We start from the raw sequence: 13,610 nt of genomic DNA on the forward strand, positions 1-13,610 counted from the left end.
TTTACATAATTTCTTCTAAATTCAACACAAAACCAGGCAGTACATCTTCCCCTGATAGAGTCGCAGGATTTTCGATAATTTCAACATCTTGACCGGGGCGATAAATTTCTACCCGCCGATTTTGCCTGTCAATTAACCACCCCAATCTAGCACCGTTATCTATATATTCTTGCATTTTCTCTTGAAGTTTTTTCAAGGAATCAGTCCGAGAACGCAACTCAACAACAAAATCAGGACATAAAGGAGCAAAACTGTCTTTTTGTTCCGGTGTTAAAGCATCCCAGCGTTCTTTTTTGACCCAAGAGGCATCAGGAGAGCGATCGGCACCATTGGGGAGTGTAAAGCCTCCCGAAGAGTCGAAGGCAACTCCTAGATTATTTTGCCGGCTCCAGGCTTGAAGTTGATACGATAGATCCATATTGCGCTTGCTAGTTTCACTGCCTGTCGGTGGCCTAATAATTAATTCCCATGATGCTGTACGTTCAAACTGATAATCGCGGTTGTGCTGACAAAGCTCAAAAAATTGCTCGTCACTTAAGTTGATGGATAATTCGATCGAGTTGGTAGGGAATTGGATGGCAATCATGTCTCTTATACGGTATTAAACACATTGAGAATCTGGTTTGTCATAACTTACTCATTCAATTCTTTGACATATCTTTTCAAATGAATAAATTTAATTATAAAAATATCATGTCTGCTTTAAATGTATATTACCATGAGGATTAATGCCACGGCCAAAGACCGATCGCCCCCACGCCCCAAAATTCGTGAAGCGAAGCTATCCCGTAAGGAATCGCACCCTTTCGCCCAAGTTATTCCCCAAGACACTGGTCAGCCCGGTCAACAGCGCTATCCTAGTAGTTATATAGCCCTTAAACCCGATCGACCCGGAGGCCCCTTGTTTAGCCTAGTTCAAAACACTTCTCGCAAAGGAGAAATTCTAGAGGTCGTCTTCCGCAACGGTTGGGACTACATGAAAAGCCTCCTAACCGGCCGCAAAACCGACGCACCCAGTCTCCCAACTCCAGCAGTTCTCCGCAACATCCTCGTAGAATTAGGCCCAGTATTTGTCAAATTGGGTCAATTGCTGAGCACCCGTCCCGACCTTTTACCGGCCACCTACATCGAAATCCTCTCCACGCTACAAGCGGAAGTGCCGCCCGTACCGTGGTCCCAAGTAGAAGCAATCGTCCGCCAGGAACTCACACAATCTCTCGAAAATACCTTCGCTAAATTTAACACTCAAGCCGTCGCTGCAGGTTCGATCGCCCAAACCCACAAAGCTACTTTAAAAGACGGTCGCGAAGTCGCCCTCAAAGTTCAGCGCCCCGGTATTGAGATTGTCATCGAACAAGACATCGCCGTGCTCCGAGGTTTGGCAGAACTTGTCATGCTCACAGACTTCGGTCAACAATACGATATTGTCGCCCTAGCAGAAGAATTTGCGATCGCCCTGCGTGCAGAACTAGACTTCATTCAAGAAGCCAGCTACACAGACGAACTGCGCCGCAATTTATCTAAAAGTAAATGGTTTGACCCCACACAAGTTGTCCTACCAGAAATTAACTGGGAGTTGACTACAAAAAAACTCTTAGTAATGGAGTGGCTGAACGGAGTCCCGATTTTGTTAGGCGATTTGCAAGGAATTCGCCACAAAGGAGATATAAATGCCGAACGCGAAGAAATTACAACGCTACTTTGCCGCGTTTTCTTCCAACAGTTGTACATCGACGGATTCTTTCACGCAGACCCGCATCCCGGCAATTTATTTTATCTCAAAGACGGCCGCATAGCTTTGCTAGACTGCGGCATGGTCGGCCGATTAGACCCGCGCACTCAGCAGAATTTGACAGAAATGTTGCTGGCAATTGTCGATTTAGACGCTCAGCGCTGCGCTCAATTAACTTTGGAAATGGCAGAATTTGCTCAGCCGACAAGTTTAGTTAATCTAGAGAACGATTTAGCTCGAATGCTCCGCAAGTATTACAATGTGAGCTTGTCGCAAATGAACTTGTCGGAAATTTTTTATGAGGTGCTGGAAATCACCCGCAAAAATAAAATTCGGCTTCCCAGCAATCTCGGTTTGTATGCAAAAACTCTAGCGAATTTGGAAGGACTGGCGCGCTCTTTTAATCCCCGGTTTAATATTGTAGAGCAGGTCAAACCGCTGATGACCGATATGTTTCGGCGTCAGTTATTAGGAGACGATCCGATCCAAGCTCTGCTGAGAACAGCCCTGGATCTCAAAAGCTTATCTTTGCAATCTCCGCGACAGGTGGAAGTGCTTTTAGACCGAGTTACTTCCGAAACTTTGAAGTGGAACTTGACCCTAAAAGAACTCGATCCGCTACGCCGCACTCTGGGGGATTCTGCGAACCGACTTTCTTTTAGTATTGTCGTGGGTTCGCTGATTGTGGGGGCAGCAATTATTTCTTCTAACGCACAAACTCCTCAGCTATCTTTTCTGAGCACGGGTTTGTTTGGGGCGGCGAGTTTTTTGGGTTTGTGGTTAGTTATTAGCATTATGCGATCCGGGCGTTTGCGGAGTTAATTGTCAAGGAGAAATAGGGAAAATCATGAGATATATAGCCTTTCTCAATTTTCGTGAGGTACACAGGCGACCAATTCCCGATCGGATTGCCATTCGCAGAGATATCTTGAATTTATCGGCGTTAATCTGTGTTTATCTGCCTTAATCTGCGGTTTTCCTATCTACCGCACTGTTGCCAAGAAAGGCTATAGCATCCTCAACTATTAAGCAACATCTCTGACTTAAGATAGGCGATCGCCCGCAGCCGCTAAGTCTAAGCTAGAAATTGTTCCATAAACCTAATTGAGGAAAAAAAGATGAGTAGCGGTCACGCCAGCCATAAAGGCTCTTCCACAAAACCCAATACCAACACTAACGGTCAAATTACATCCCCCGATGATCAACCCGCTGACCCGCTAAATCAAGAAACATCCGGTTATCCGTTCCATAACGAAGCAATGGAAAATCCTGTTGCCACCGCCCGGCCCGACGAAGAGGCTGAGTCTGGCGAAGAACAGCAATAGTTATATCGATTAATTGTCATCGATATGCTATCTGCGACGTGGTTGATTAGAGGTTTGATAAAAATTAGGTTTGTACTAATTACATCTTGCACTTCCATAGTCCGCCAGGGATTTCAATCTCTGCCGGACTATTTGGGCAGGTTGAGTAGTACCTAAAAACTTCAAGACTAAAAACTCAAGTCCTTATGAGAAACCTATTTAATATAAAATTAAAGTTAGGGATTATTGCTAAATGAGCGAGATTAACCAAGTAGTGGAACAGGAAAAATTGCCGGAATTGGGGCTAGTCTGCATTACAACATCCGATGCAGTTCGCTTTCGCACTGTCACGCGGAAGCGGCTGTTACAGCTAACAGAACTTGAACAAGAAAAAGTGTTGCGCGAATTGTATGCAGACAACTTAAAACGACTTGACAAAGCGATCGACTTCTGTTCAGCTAATCAGATTAAGCTCTACCGGATGACTTCTGCACTGTTCCCTTTTGCAGATACAGATTTGGGGGAAGCAGTGCTACACTCTATGACTGAGGAATTGCGGACTACGGGCGATCGCGCCCTCTCTTTGGGTATCCGCTTGGTACTTCACCCGGATCAATTTGTAGTGCTCAGTTCCGACAAGTCTGATGTCGTTGCAAATAGCATTAAAATTCTCGCGACTCATGCTTTAATTTTAGATATGTTGGGACAGCCCCGATCGCCCCAGGCACTGATGAACATTCACGGCGGCAAGAGCGATCGCACTTCGCAACTCAAATCAGTCATCCGCGATTTACCCGAATCAATTCGATCGCGCTTAACCTTTGAAAATGACGAATACGCTTACAGTTCCTCGGAAATTTTAGAAGTTTGTCTCGATACCGGCGTACCAATGGTTTTTGACGCCCACCACCACGTCATTCACGAACATTTAGAAACTTACGACGATCCGAGTGTGGCCGAAATGCTCGCAGCAGCCCGCACCACTTGGTCTGTTCCTGAATGGCAATTAGTACACATATCAAATGGCAGAGAATTTTTTGCCGACCCGCGCCACAGCGATGTAATTACAGAAATGCCTAATTGTTATTATCAGGCTCCTTGGATTGAAGTAGAAGCTAAATTCAAAGAATTAGCTATTGAAAAGTTGCGCGCCGAATGGTTGTCTGCGAATGTTCCACAATTTAGCAATGTCTCGTAGCGTGGGGTTTTACCAACAATAATTCCCTAAAACCAATCATCTCGAAAACCCGCCCCCACCCAAGGGTAAATCCAAAGAACAGGCAAGATGCCTGTTCCACAAAGAAGGAATTTTATTGTGGAGTGGGCGTCCCGCCCGCCCGGTTTAGTCCGACAATCCGACAGGGGTTTTTAACCCCTGTCTCATAGCTAAAGTCCTCTAAAAGAGGACTAAAATAGATAGATATTGAGATCGTATTTCCAGTCGGTTTTAACCGACTTGAGCTTTGAGGCAGGGTTTAAACCTCTGCCGGACTGTGGATAACCCGACCAATACTGGACTGCCGGAATTAAGAGAAAACCGCGTTAATACCAACTATAAATTATGTGCGGACGATACACTTTAACTACTTCAGGTCAAATCATCGCCGAGTTCTTCAAACTGTCGGAAGTTCCCGACATCAAACCGCGATACAATATCGCCCCAACTCAATCAGTTGCCACAGTAACAGTTGAAAAAGAAAAAATGCAGCGACAGTTTCAATTCATGCGCTGGGGTTTGATTCCAAGTTGGGCAAAAGACATGAAAATGGGCAGCAAGATGATCAATGCGCGATCGGAAACTGTAGCCGAAAAACCTGCTTTTCGCAGCGCCATCAAGCACAGGCGATGTTTGATAGTCGCTGACGGCTTCTACGAATGGCAACAGCAGGGAAAAAACAAACAGCCTTACTATTTTCAAACGGCAGACGGCGAACCTTTTGCTTTTGCCGGTTTGTGGGAAAATTGGGAATCTCCAGAAAAAGAAAACATTGTATCTTGCAGTATAATTACTACCGCTGCTAACGAAACAGTGCAGCCGATGCACGATCGAATGCCGGTGATTCTCCCCGACAGCGATTGGGAACAGTGGCTAGATCCTGCTGTTAACAATGCTCAGGAAGTTTTGTCGCTGTTAAAGCCCTATGCTTCCGAAGCCATGAAAGCAAAGGCGGTAAGTGCGATCGTCAACAGTCCAACTAGAGACAGTCCCGAATGTATTAGCGATCGGCAATAAATCATTGCAGCGGAGAAAACCGAGATAGTTTGAGTTATGATCTAAAATGATGTTTGAGTTGTAGCTTTGGTTTTATAAGGATTAGTTTAACTCAGTTGTTATGTACTCAAACATTTTTTAAATCTTAACATCAGTTAGAAGACCAAAAATATGATCGGATACGTTACACTCGGTACCAACGATATTGAAACAGCAGCCAAGTTTTATGATGCTTTGCTTGCGGAAATTGGCGCTAGACGATTCATGGAATTCGACGGATTTATCGCATGGAGCGTTTCTCCAGAGGGACCAGCACTTGCTATTACAAAACCCTTTGATGGTAACAGAGCAACTGTTGGCAATGGAGTAATGATAGCTCTTCAAGTTGACAGTCCCGAAAAAGTCAACTTAGTTTATAACAAAGCGATCGAACTTGGGGCTAAGGATGAAGGAGCGGCGGGGCCAAGAGGCGTGTTGCCAGGGTTTTATGCGGGATATTTTCGCGATCTTGATGGGAATAAGCTGAACGTGTTTTGTATGACTGAGCCAAACACTTAAGATTTTTATTTTTCGTGAGGCTCTTAGAAAAAAAGCTCTTTCCCATCGTTAGCTATTAGTTATCAATCCATAAATAAGAGTTGATAACTAATAACTAATAACTAAGGACTAAATTAACTGTCGTAAATCCGCGCTTCAGCAGCCTCTGGATTTTCCTCGCAATACTCGTCAAAAGCCGTTTTTTCAAGCTTCATCGATCGCTGGTGAGAAGCCTCAGCCTGCATTTCCTCTACAATATCCCACGCTACCGCGCACTCTCTAGAAGTAACGCCTTTCTCGGCACAGATAGTTCTGGCCTCCGCGATCGCCTGTTCGATTTGTTCGTCAAATAAAATACTCTTCGGCTTCTCAAGAAAATCGCTTTTTGTCAAGATATCTGTGACCGAAATAATGCCCACTAGCTCGTCCTTAATCACCGGCGCCCGGCGGATGCGGGTATTCGCGAACAACCTAGCCACGTATTCCACGCCCAAGTCTGGATTCACCGTGATGCACGGTTTGGTCATAATCTCGAAGACGCGGACTTTTTTGGGGTCTACTCCGTAGGCTGCTACTTTATAGACAATATCCGTTTCGGTGACAATGCCGTAGGCGTCTTGTTCGTGGCGACGTTCCACAATTAAAGCGCGCAAACACAAATCGTTCATCATCGCCACCGCTTCAGCTACAGTTGCCGAACCGCGAATGGTAACAACATCTGTGGTCATAATATCTTGGGCTTTCATCATCATTTTTTATTCCTTCCCGCTGATAAAGTCTACTGCGTCCCGATTTGGGGCTGTCCATTTGATTTGCGATCATCATTAGGACTTACCCTCAGAAACCCGGTTTATACCAAAATATTGGGTTTAGTAACGATAAATCCGGTTTGGCAACCAGGTTTCTGAGAAATCGTGCGATCGCAAACTAATCATAAAACCTTTAACGCCATTCGGGATGACAAGTTGCCTGAAACAGCCCCTCGCTCCCCCGGAACCTCTGGAGTCCGCGATTTAGCGCTCCCTGGGGGCCCGCGTGCGATCGATCGAGCAAGAGTGAAGTATTGGGGCGATCGATCTTTGAGCTGGTTGGGATCAGATTTTCCAGCCCCAGTCTCAAAGAAGCAAAAGTTAACACAAACTAAGCAACTGCTTGCGCTCGCACAGATCCCCGCCTCTGATAAACTTGATGGCTGGGAGTGCAAAAGAGCACAAGGCACGCATCAGCAGTTGGGAGGATCTAGTTCGTGGACAATGTAATCGGTTTAGAGATTATCGAAGTAGTTGAGCAGGCAGCCATCGCCTCCGCTCGCTTAATGGGCAAAGGCGAGAAAGATGAAGCTGACAGAGTGGCTGTAGAAGCCATGCGGGAGCGCATGAACAAAATTCATATGCGCGGCCGCATCGTGATCGGCGAAGGCGAACGCGATGACGCACCCATGCTTTACATCGGCGAACAAGTAGGTATTTGTACCCGCGAAGATGCCAAAGATGTCTGCAACATAGATGAATTGATCGAAATTGACATCGCTGTTGACCCCTGCGAAGGTACTAACCTGGTAGCTTACGGTCAAAACGGTTCGATGGCAGTTTTGGCAATCTCTGAAAAAGGTGGTTTGTTTGCGGCACCGGATTTCTACATGAACAAATTGGCGGCTCCTGCGGCTGCTAAGAATCATGTAGATATTCGCAAAACGCCAACTCAAAACCTCAAAATTATCTCTGATTGTCTCGGCCGCAGTATTGAAGATTTGGTGGTGGTGGTCATGGATCGCCCCCGACACAAAGATTTAATTAATGAAATTCGGCAAGCGGGTGCAAGAGTTCGGCTGATCAGCGACGGCGACGTTTCGGCAGCGATTTCTTGCGCGTTTTCTGGTTCCAACATCCACGCACTTATGGGTATTGGCGCTGCACCCGAAGGTGTGATTTCCGCAGCAGCAATGCGCTGCTTGGGCGGTCACTTCCAAGGGCAGTTAATTTACGATCCGGCTGTTGTAAAAACTGGTTTGATCGGTGAAAGCAAAGAGAGCAATATCGCTCGACTTAAAGACATGGGCATCACAGACCCTGACAAGATTTACAATGCTGAAGAGTTGGCATCTGGAGAAACAGTTCTGTTTGCAGCTTGCGGGATTACTCCCGGAACGCTGATGAATGGAGTTCGCTTCTTTGGCGGCGGCGCTCGCACTGAAAGTTTGGTAATTTCTTCTCAGTCGAAAACTGCTCGGTTTGTGGATACAATCCATATGTTTGACCAGCCGAAATCTCTGCAATTGAATTAGTGATTAGTTAGTGGTTAACAGTTAAATGTTAACAATTAACAGTTAACGGTTAACAGTCACCGATGATTAGCAATTAGCGATAAACTAAGAACTAATAACAGGTGACTGTTAACAACTAAGAAAGAAATAGTGACAAATCACAGATATGAATATTGCAGTCATAGGTCTCAGCCACAAAACAGCGCCGGTAGAAGTTCGCGAAAAACTGAGCATTCCAGAACAGAAAGTTGAAGCGGCGATCGCCCAATTGCGTGGCTACCCGCACATTCAAGAGGTTGCCATCCTCAGCACTTGCAACCGCTTAGAGATTTATATTGTTACCAGCGAGTCGGAGCCTGGTGTGCGAGAGGTTATTCAGTTCCTTTCAGAATGCAGTAAAGTTCCTTTGCAGTCTTTGCGCCCTCACCTGTTTATTTTGCTGCACGAAGATGCGGTGATGCACTTGATGCGAGTGGCTTCTGGCCTCGACAGTTTGGTGCTCGGAGAAGGACAAATTTTGGCTCAGGTGAAACAAACTCACAAACTCGCCCAGCAGTACAAAGGTGTAGGCAGAATTTTAGAGCGCTTGTTCAAGCAAGCTCTCACAGCAGGGAAGCGAGTTCGCACGGAAACTAGCATCGGTACCGGTGCAGTTTCGATTAGTTCTGCGGCGGCAGAATTGGCTCAAATGAAAGGTCAGCATTTAGCAAGCAGCAAAATTGCGATTATCGGTGCTGGTAAAATGTCGCGGCTTTTGGTGCAGCATTTGCTCTCAAAAGGAGCTAGCCATATTTCGATCGTTAACCGCTCTGTGCGTGGCGCCCTGGAGTTGGCCGGTCAGTTTAAAGACGCTGAATTGCACCTGTATCAGCTCTCGGAAATGATGCAGATAATTGCCAGTTCTGACTTGGTTTTTACCAGTACCGCAGCTACCGAGCCACTGTTAAATAAAGCTAAATTGGAAGCGGTTTTAGACCCGAATCGCCCTTTGATGTTGGTGGATATTTCTGTGCCACGCAACATTGACTCGGATGCGAACGAACTCGCTAATGTGCGATCGTTTAATGTGGACGACTTGAAAGCAGTGGTAGCTCAAAATCACGAAAGCCGCCGCAAAATGGCAATGGAAGCTCAGGGCTTGCTGGAACAGGAAGTAGAGGCTTTTGATCTCTGGTGGCGCAGTCTGGAAACGGTTCCTACTATTAGCTGTTTGCGGGATAAGATAGAATTGATTCGGGAACAAGAGTTAGAAAAAGCTTTATCGCGTCTGGGTTCGGAATTTTCGGAGAAACATCAAGACGTGATTGAATCTTTAACAAGGGGGATTGTGAATAAGATTTTGCACGATCCGATGGTACAGTTGCGCGCTCAGCAGGATATTGAGGCGCGGCGGCAAGCGATGCAAACTTTGCAAACACTGTTTAATTTGGATGTGGATGTCAATCAGCAGTACAGCTAGTTTGTCATTAGTCATTGGTCATTAGTCATTAGTCAGTTGACAGGAAAGCAGTTAGCCGTTGACTGGAAAGCAGGAGTCATATTATGCCCGGTCAATTACCATGAATAAAAATGCCTCCAACCCTTGCGGCCAAAGCATCATTCGGGAGGGTAAATTGCTCGAACCTGATATCAGTTATCATTCAACCAATAACTAATGACTAATAACTAATGACTAATAGGCGAATTTGTCAAATAATCCTACTGATTGCGGGGCTATGGCTGGTTTTTGAATTAGCCTCCCGCATTGCGGCAGAAATTCTCTGGTTTCAGGAAGTTGGATATCTTCAGGTTTTTCTGTTAAAGCTGAAAACTCAAGGGTTGCTGGGGACGATCGCAATTGCTGTTTCTTCTGTCTTTTTGCTGGGAAATTTGGCTTTAGCCCGCCGCCTGCAACATTCGGCAGAGGAAATGAAATCGCCGGTGCCGGGGGCGCTATTCGCTTCACTGAGGGCGAACAACACCGGGAAGAATTACCAAATACCTGTTGCTAAATCCCAAATTACCTTTTCTTGGTTGCTGTTGGCAGTATTCGGATTGACCTTGATCGCAACTTTGACATTAATTCACTGCGGGCTGTTAGCTGCCAGTAGCATCAACTATTTCGGTATAGCTGACAATTTACCTTCGCCGCCGGTGCAGTTGGGAATTGAGTCAATCCAACAAATAGCAGTGCAGCTATTTTCTCGCTGGTGGCAGTTGGGCTTGCTGCTGGGGACAATGTTAGCTGTGGTAATTAAGCCTGATTTTTGGCTGCGGGCGATCGCCCTTTTTCTCAGTTTGGCGATCGCGCTTATTGTCGCTACTCGGTGGACAAATGTTTTGCAATATTTTTACCCTATTAATTTTAACACAACCGACCCTCTTTTTAATCAAAATATTAGCTTTTATGTATTTATTTTGCCAATCTTAGATTTGCTAGGATTCGGGCTGACAGTTGTATTTGTGTACAGTTTAGTATCTTGTGCTTTAACATATTTGCTATCAGGAAATAGCCTGAGTCAAGGGAGCTTTTTGGGGTTTTCTCGATCGCAGCAGCGGCACTTGTACGGGTTGGGTGCAGCTTCCATGCTAGCTATTGCATTGCGCTACTGGTTGGGGCGCTACGAATTGCTGTATGCGCGGGGAGACGTTACTTACGGGGCAAATTATGCTGACGTGATGGTGCGGCTGCCCTCCTATGGATTTTTGAGTATTTTGGCGGGGGCGATCGCACTTTTGATGCTGTGGCAGGTTTACCAATTCAAAATTAAAAATGAACTCATAAAAAAAATTCTTTTAGCATGGCTAACTTTAAGTTTTTTGGGAGGTTGGCTGCTGCCAGAAATTGTGCAGAAACTCATAGTTCAACCCAACGAACTAGCACGAGAACAGCCGTACATTCAGCGCAGCATAGCCTTTACTAAAGAAGCCTTTGACCTCAACCAAATCGAAATAAAAACATTCGATCCCGCCGGAAAACTTACTTATTCCGACTTAGAAAAAAATCAACTTACTATTAGCAACATCCGCCTGTGGGACAAGCGACCGCTGCTGCAAACGACCCGACAGTTACAGCAAATTAGACCATATTATACATTTCCTGATGCCGATATCGATCGCTACACAATCAAAAATGAAAAAGCGCAAAAGGGAGATTCGGACAGCCAACAAGTGTTTCTGGCAGCGCGGGAATTAGATTACACAGCAGTTGCCCCCGATGCTCAAACTTGGGTGAACGAACACCTAGTTTACACTCACGGTTACGGCTTTACTCTTTCTCCCGTAAACAGAGTCGGTGTCGGCGGTTTACCCGATTATTTTGTCAAAGATATTGGAGTTGCAGCCCAGAAAGGAGAGACTGCTTTGGAAGTAACTAGCGATCGAATTCGGGCCAGTATTCCGATCGGCTACCCGCGAATTTACTACGGCGAAATCACCGATACAGACGCGATGACGCCCACAAAAGTCAAAGAATTCGATTATCCTAGTGGCGAAGAAAATGTTTACAATACTTACAACGGTAGGGGCGGAATTGTCATCGGTTCTCTGTGGCGGCGCTGGCTGTTTGCTAATTATCTCAAAAATTGGCAAATGGCACTGACGCGCAATTTTACCCCAGAAACTAAATTGCTGTACCGCCGAAATATTAATAAAAGAGTCCGGGCGATCGCTCCTTTTTTGCGCTACGATTCTGACCCGTATTTAGTAGTAGCCAACGCCAATCTTAGCCATGATGATATAGAAAAAGAAACAGATAAAACTAGCAACAAGATTAAACCTTCACCCTCGGCTACTGATAAATCTCCCAACTATCTTTACTGGATTATCGATGCCTATACAGCGAGCGATCGCTATCCATATTCTGACCCAGGAAAGCATGAATTTAACTACATCCGTAACTCTGTAAAAGTAGTAATTGATGCCTACAACGGCTCTGTTGACTTCTACGTTGCCTATCCCTCCGATCCGATTATTAACAGTTGGATGGCTATCTTTCCAGGGCTCTTCAAACCCCTTGACAAAATGCCTCCGGCTCTCCGAAAACACATCCGATATCCAATAGATTTGTTGAGCATTCAATCCGAACGCTTGCTAACTTATCATATGGAAGACCCGCAAGTATTTTACAATCGAGAGGATTTGTGGCGAGTTCCCAATGAAATTTATGGCAGCGAACAGCAGCCCGTAGCACCGTATTATTTGATTATGAAGCTGCCAACGGAAACAGCAGAAGAATTTATTTTGCTGCTGCCATTTACACCAGTAAGTCGCAACAATTTAATTGCTTGGATTGCAGGGCGATCGGATGGTGGCGATTACGGAAAATTGCTGCTGTATCTGTTCCCCAAACAGCGATTAGTTTACGGCCCGGAACAAATAGAAGCTTTAATTAACCAAGATCCGGTTATTTCCGAACAAATATCTCTCTGGAATCGCCAGGGTTCCAAAGCCATTCAAGGAAACTTATTAGTAATTCCCATAGAACAATCTTTACTGTATGTGGAACCTCTTTACTTAGAAGCCGAACGCAATAGTTTGCCAACTTTAATCAGAGTTATTGCTGCCTACGAAAACCGCATCGTCATGGCAGAAAATCTTGAATTAGCACTCAAGGCACTTTTTCAGCAACAATCTACTAATAAATCGGTCATTATTCGACCTGTAGAAGGAACAGCACCAGCTTTAAATAGTGAATGATATCAATTCCGGTTGCACTCCTCATGATTGTTGACTGTTGACTATCACGGACGGTGCAACCGGAAACGATATAAATTACTGCGATTTCTGTTAGCTAGCAGCCTTAATATCCTGCCACCAAACATCGACATAGGGCCACATCAATCTCTCATCTCCTCCAGAATCTAGTTTCACTGTCACCTCATAACGGTTAATATGCGTGAGTTCGCCTGTTTTGCCATTCAAATACAATTGTTTGGGATTGTCGGTGATAATTTCTACCCTTTGATTCAACAGTGGCAGCATCTGAGTAGAAGAACCCTGAAACGGATTTTTGCCTTTGCTCACATAGCCACCAATCAAAAATAAGTACATTGAAGCCAGAAAAAATCCTGTACATAAACCCACAATTACCAGTATTTTTTGTTTTGAAAAACTGGTATAAACGCTCGCATATCCTACGCTCATAGTTCCAAAAAACAACAAATTGGGCAGGTACAGCCCATCTTCCAGAAACACGCTACCAAAAAGCATCAGGGCTACCTGAAAACCCAATAATGCCGCCACCCAACTCCACCCAGTTAGCAACGATGCAGATAGTAGCCAATTCATTGCAATAGTAAGGGCGATCGCCATTGCTATTGCCCCAAGTGGTGCTGCATAATCGTACTGTCTGAAGGGAAGAAGAACAAAAAATACTAAAGCATATGCAAAACCCCCAAAAGCCAGTGCTAATCCACTAATTATTTCGTTCCCGTTCAGCATGGCAAGGAATTTTTAGAGCACTAAATTGAAGCGTTCGCCTTCTGTTGTGATAGTAGCCGTTGAAAATTCCCAGCGGACTAATGCCAGAAATTCTAACCGTAGGGTGCGCCACGAGCCGCTTACCGCTATATTTAGGGGAGG

General features: G+C 45.2%; 12 protein-coding genes. 9 read left to right on the top strand and 3 right to left on the bottom strand.

All coding sequences use genetic code 11. The annotated features are described in order from the left end of the window. Position 1: 1 nt before the first annotated feature. Entirely contained in the window at positions 2-586 is a 585-nt protein-coding gene (locus QUA34_RS20615; protein WP_333389086.1) for a Uma2 family endonuclease, read from the bottom strand. 315 nt (positions 587-901) lie between these two features. On the opposite strand from QUA34_RS20615, the gene QUA34_RS20620 reads away from it, so the two are divergent. The 5 genes from QUA34_RS20620 to QUA34_RS20640 all read left to right on the top strand — a co-directional run bounded on the left by QUA34_RS20620 (position 902) and on the right by QUA34_RS20640 (position 5,806). Continuing rightward, on the top strand, positions 902-2,554 hold the full coding sequence (locus QUA34_RS20620; protein ID WP_333389103.1) for an AarF/ABC1/UbiB kinase family protein: 1,653 nt from the start codon (positions 902-904) through the stop codon (positions 2,552-2,554). A 296-nt stretch (positions 2,555-2,850) separates the two neighbouring features. Continuing rightward, positions 2,851-3,057 (top strand): hypothetical protein, encoded by a 207-nt coding sequence (locus QUA34_RS20625; protein WP_172190898.1) that lies wholly within the window; start codon positions 2,851-2,853, stop codon positions 3,055-3,057. Between the two features lie 232 nt (positions 3,058-3,289). After that, positions 3,290-4,234 (top strand): UV DNA damage repair endonuclease UvsE, encoded by a 945-nt coding sequence (gene uvsE, locus QUA34_RS20630; RefSeq protein WP_333389087.1) that lies wholly within the window; start codon positions 3,290-3,292, stop codon positions 4,232-4,234. Between the two features lie 363 nt (positions 4,235-4,597). Beyond that, positions 4,598-5,269: an SOS response-associated peptidase gene (locus QUA34_RS20635; RefSeq protein WP_333389088.1), complete on the top strand. Its 672-nt coding sequence runs from the start codon at positions 4,598-4,600 to the stop codon at positions 5,267-5,269. Positions 5,270-5,419: 150 nt separating this feature from the next. Beyond that, positions 5,420-5,806 carry a VOC family protein gene (locus QUA34_RS20640; RefSeq protein WP_333389089.1) on the top strand — a complete coding sequence of 129 codons (387 nt, stop codon included), beginning with the start codon at positions 5,420-5,422 and terminating at the stop codon, positions 5,804-5,806. Positions 5,807-5,919: 113 nt separating this feature from the next. Here the strand turns inward: QUA34_RS20640 and QUA34_RS20645 are convergent, their stop codons facing one another. Continuing rightward, positions 5,920-6,537 carry a CP12 domain-containing protein gene (locus QUA34_RS20645; RefSeq protein WP_333389090.1) on the bottom strand — a complete coding sequence of 206 codons (618 nt, stop codon included), beginning with the start codon at positions 6,535-6,537 and terminating at the stop codon, positions 5,920-5,922. A gap of 162 nt (positions 6,538-6,699) precedes the next feature. Between QUA34_RS20645 and QUA34_RS20650 the strand changes: the two genes are divergently transcribed. From QUA34_RS20650 to QUA34_RS20665, 4 genes are all read left to right on the top strand, one after another. Continuing rightward, positions 6,700-7,044, top strand: coding sequence for a hypothetical protein (locus QUA34_RS20650; protein ID WP_333389091.1), 345 nt, complete (start codon positions 6,700-6,702; stop codon positions 7,042-7,044). Continuing rightward, positions 7,032-8,069: a class II fructose-bisphosphatase gene (glpX, locus tag QUA34_RS20655; RefSeq protein ID WP_333202578.1), complete on the top strand. Its 1,038-nt coding sequence runs from the start codon at positions 7,032-7,034 to the stop codon at positions 8,067-8,069. Before QUA34_RS20650 ends, glpX begins: the two co-directional genes overlap by 13 nt. A gap of 145 nt (positions 8,070-8,214) precedes the next feature. Beyond that, positions 8,215-9,507, top strand: a complete 1,293-nt coding sequence (locus QUA34_RS20660; RefSeq protein ID WP_333322804.1) for a glutamyl-tRNA reductase — start codon at positions 8,215-8,217, stop codon at positions 9,505-9,507. A 209-nt stretch (positions 9,508-9,716) separates the two neighbouring features. Beyond that, positions 9,717-12,725 carry a UPF0182 family protein gene (locus tag QUA34_RS20665; protein ID WP_333322802.1) on the top strand — a complete coding sequence of 1,003 codons (3,009 nt, stop codon included), beginning with the start codon at positions 9,717-9,719 and terminating at the stop codon, positions 12,723-12,725. A gap of 90 nt (positions 12,726-12,815) precedes the next feature. Here the strand turns inward: QUA34_RS20665 and QUA34_RS20670 are convergent, their stop codons facing one another. Next, positions 12,816-13,469 carry a hypothetical protein gene (locus QUA34_RS20670; RefSeq protein ID WP_333389092.1) on the bottom strand — a complete coding sequence of 218 codons (654 nt, stop codon included), beginning with the start codon at positions 13,467-13,469 and terminating at the stop codon, positions 12,816-12,818. Positions 13,470-13,610 lie beyond the last annotated feature (141 nt).

Source organism: Microcoleus sp. POL10_C6, from assembly GCF_036701585.1.
GTDB lineage: Bacteria > Cyanobacteriota > Cyanobacteriia > Cyanobacteriales > Microcoleaceae > Microcoleus.

Excerpts from the sequence above, each read along its gene's own strand:
- QUA34_RS20660 (WP_333322804.1), top strand. The coding sequence starts at position 8,215 with ATGAATATTGCAGTCATAGGTCTCAGCCACAAAACAGCGCCGGTAGAA.
- uvsE (WP_333389087.1), top strand. The coding sequence starts at position 3,290 with ATGAGCGAGATTAACCAAGTAGTGGAACAGGAAAAATTGCCGGAATTG.
- QUA34_RS20665 (WP_333322802.1), top strand. The coding sequence starts at position 9,717 with ATGACTAATAGGCGAATTTGTCAAATAATCCTACTGATTGCGGGGCTA.
- QUA34_RS20645 (WP_333389090.1), bottom strand. The coding sequence starts at position 6,537 with ATGATGATGAAAGCCCAAGATATTATGACCACAGATGTTGTTACCATT.
- QUA34_RS20635 (WP_333389088.1), top strand. The coding sequence starts at position 4,598 with ATGTGCGGACGATACACTTTAACTACTTCAGGTCAAATCATCGCCGAG.
- QUA34_RS20625 (WP_172190898.1), top strand. The coding sequence starts at position 2,851 with ATGAGTAGCGGTCACGCCAGCCATAAAGGCTCTTCCACAAAACCCAAT.
- QUA34_RS20640 (WP_333389089.1), top strand. The coding sequence starts at position 5,420 with ATGATCGGATACGTTACACTCGGTACCAACGATATTGAAACAGCAGCC.
- QUA34_RS20670 (WP_333389092.1), bottom strand. The coding sequence starts at position 13,469 with ATGCTGAACGGGAACGAAATAATTAGTGGATTAGCACTGGCTTTTGGG.
- QUA34_RS20615 (WP_333389086.1), bottom strand. The coding sequence starts at position 586 with ATGATTGCCATCCAATTCCCTACCAACTCGATCGAATTATCCATCAAC.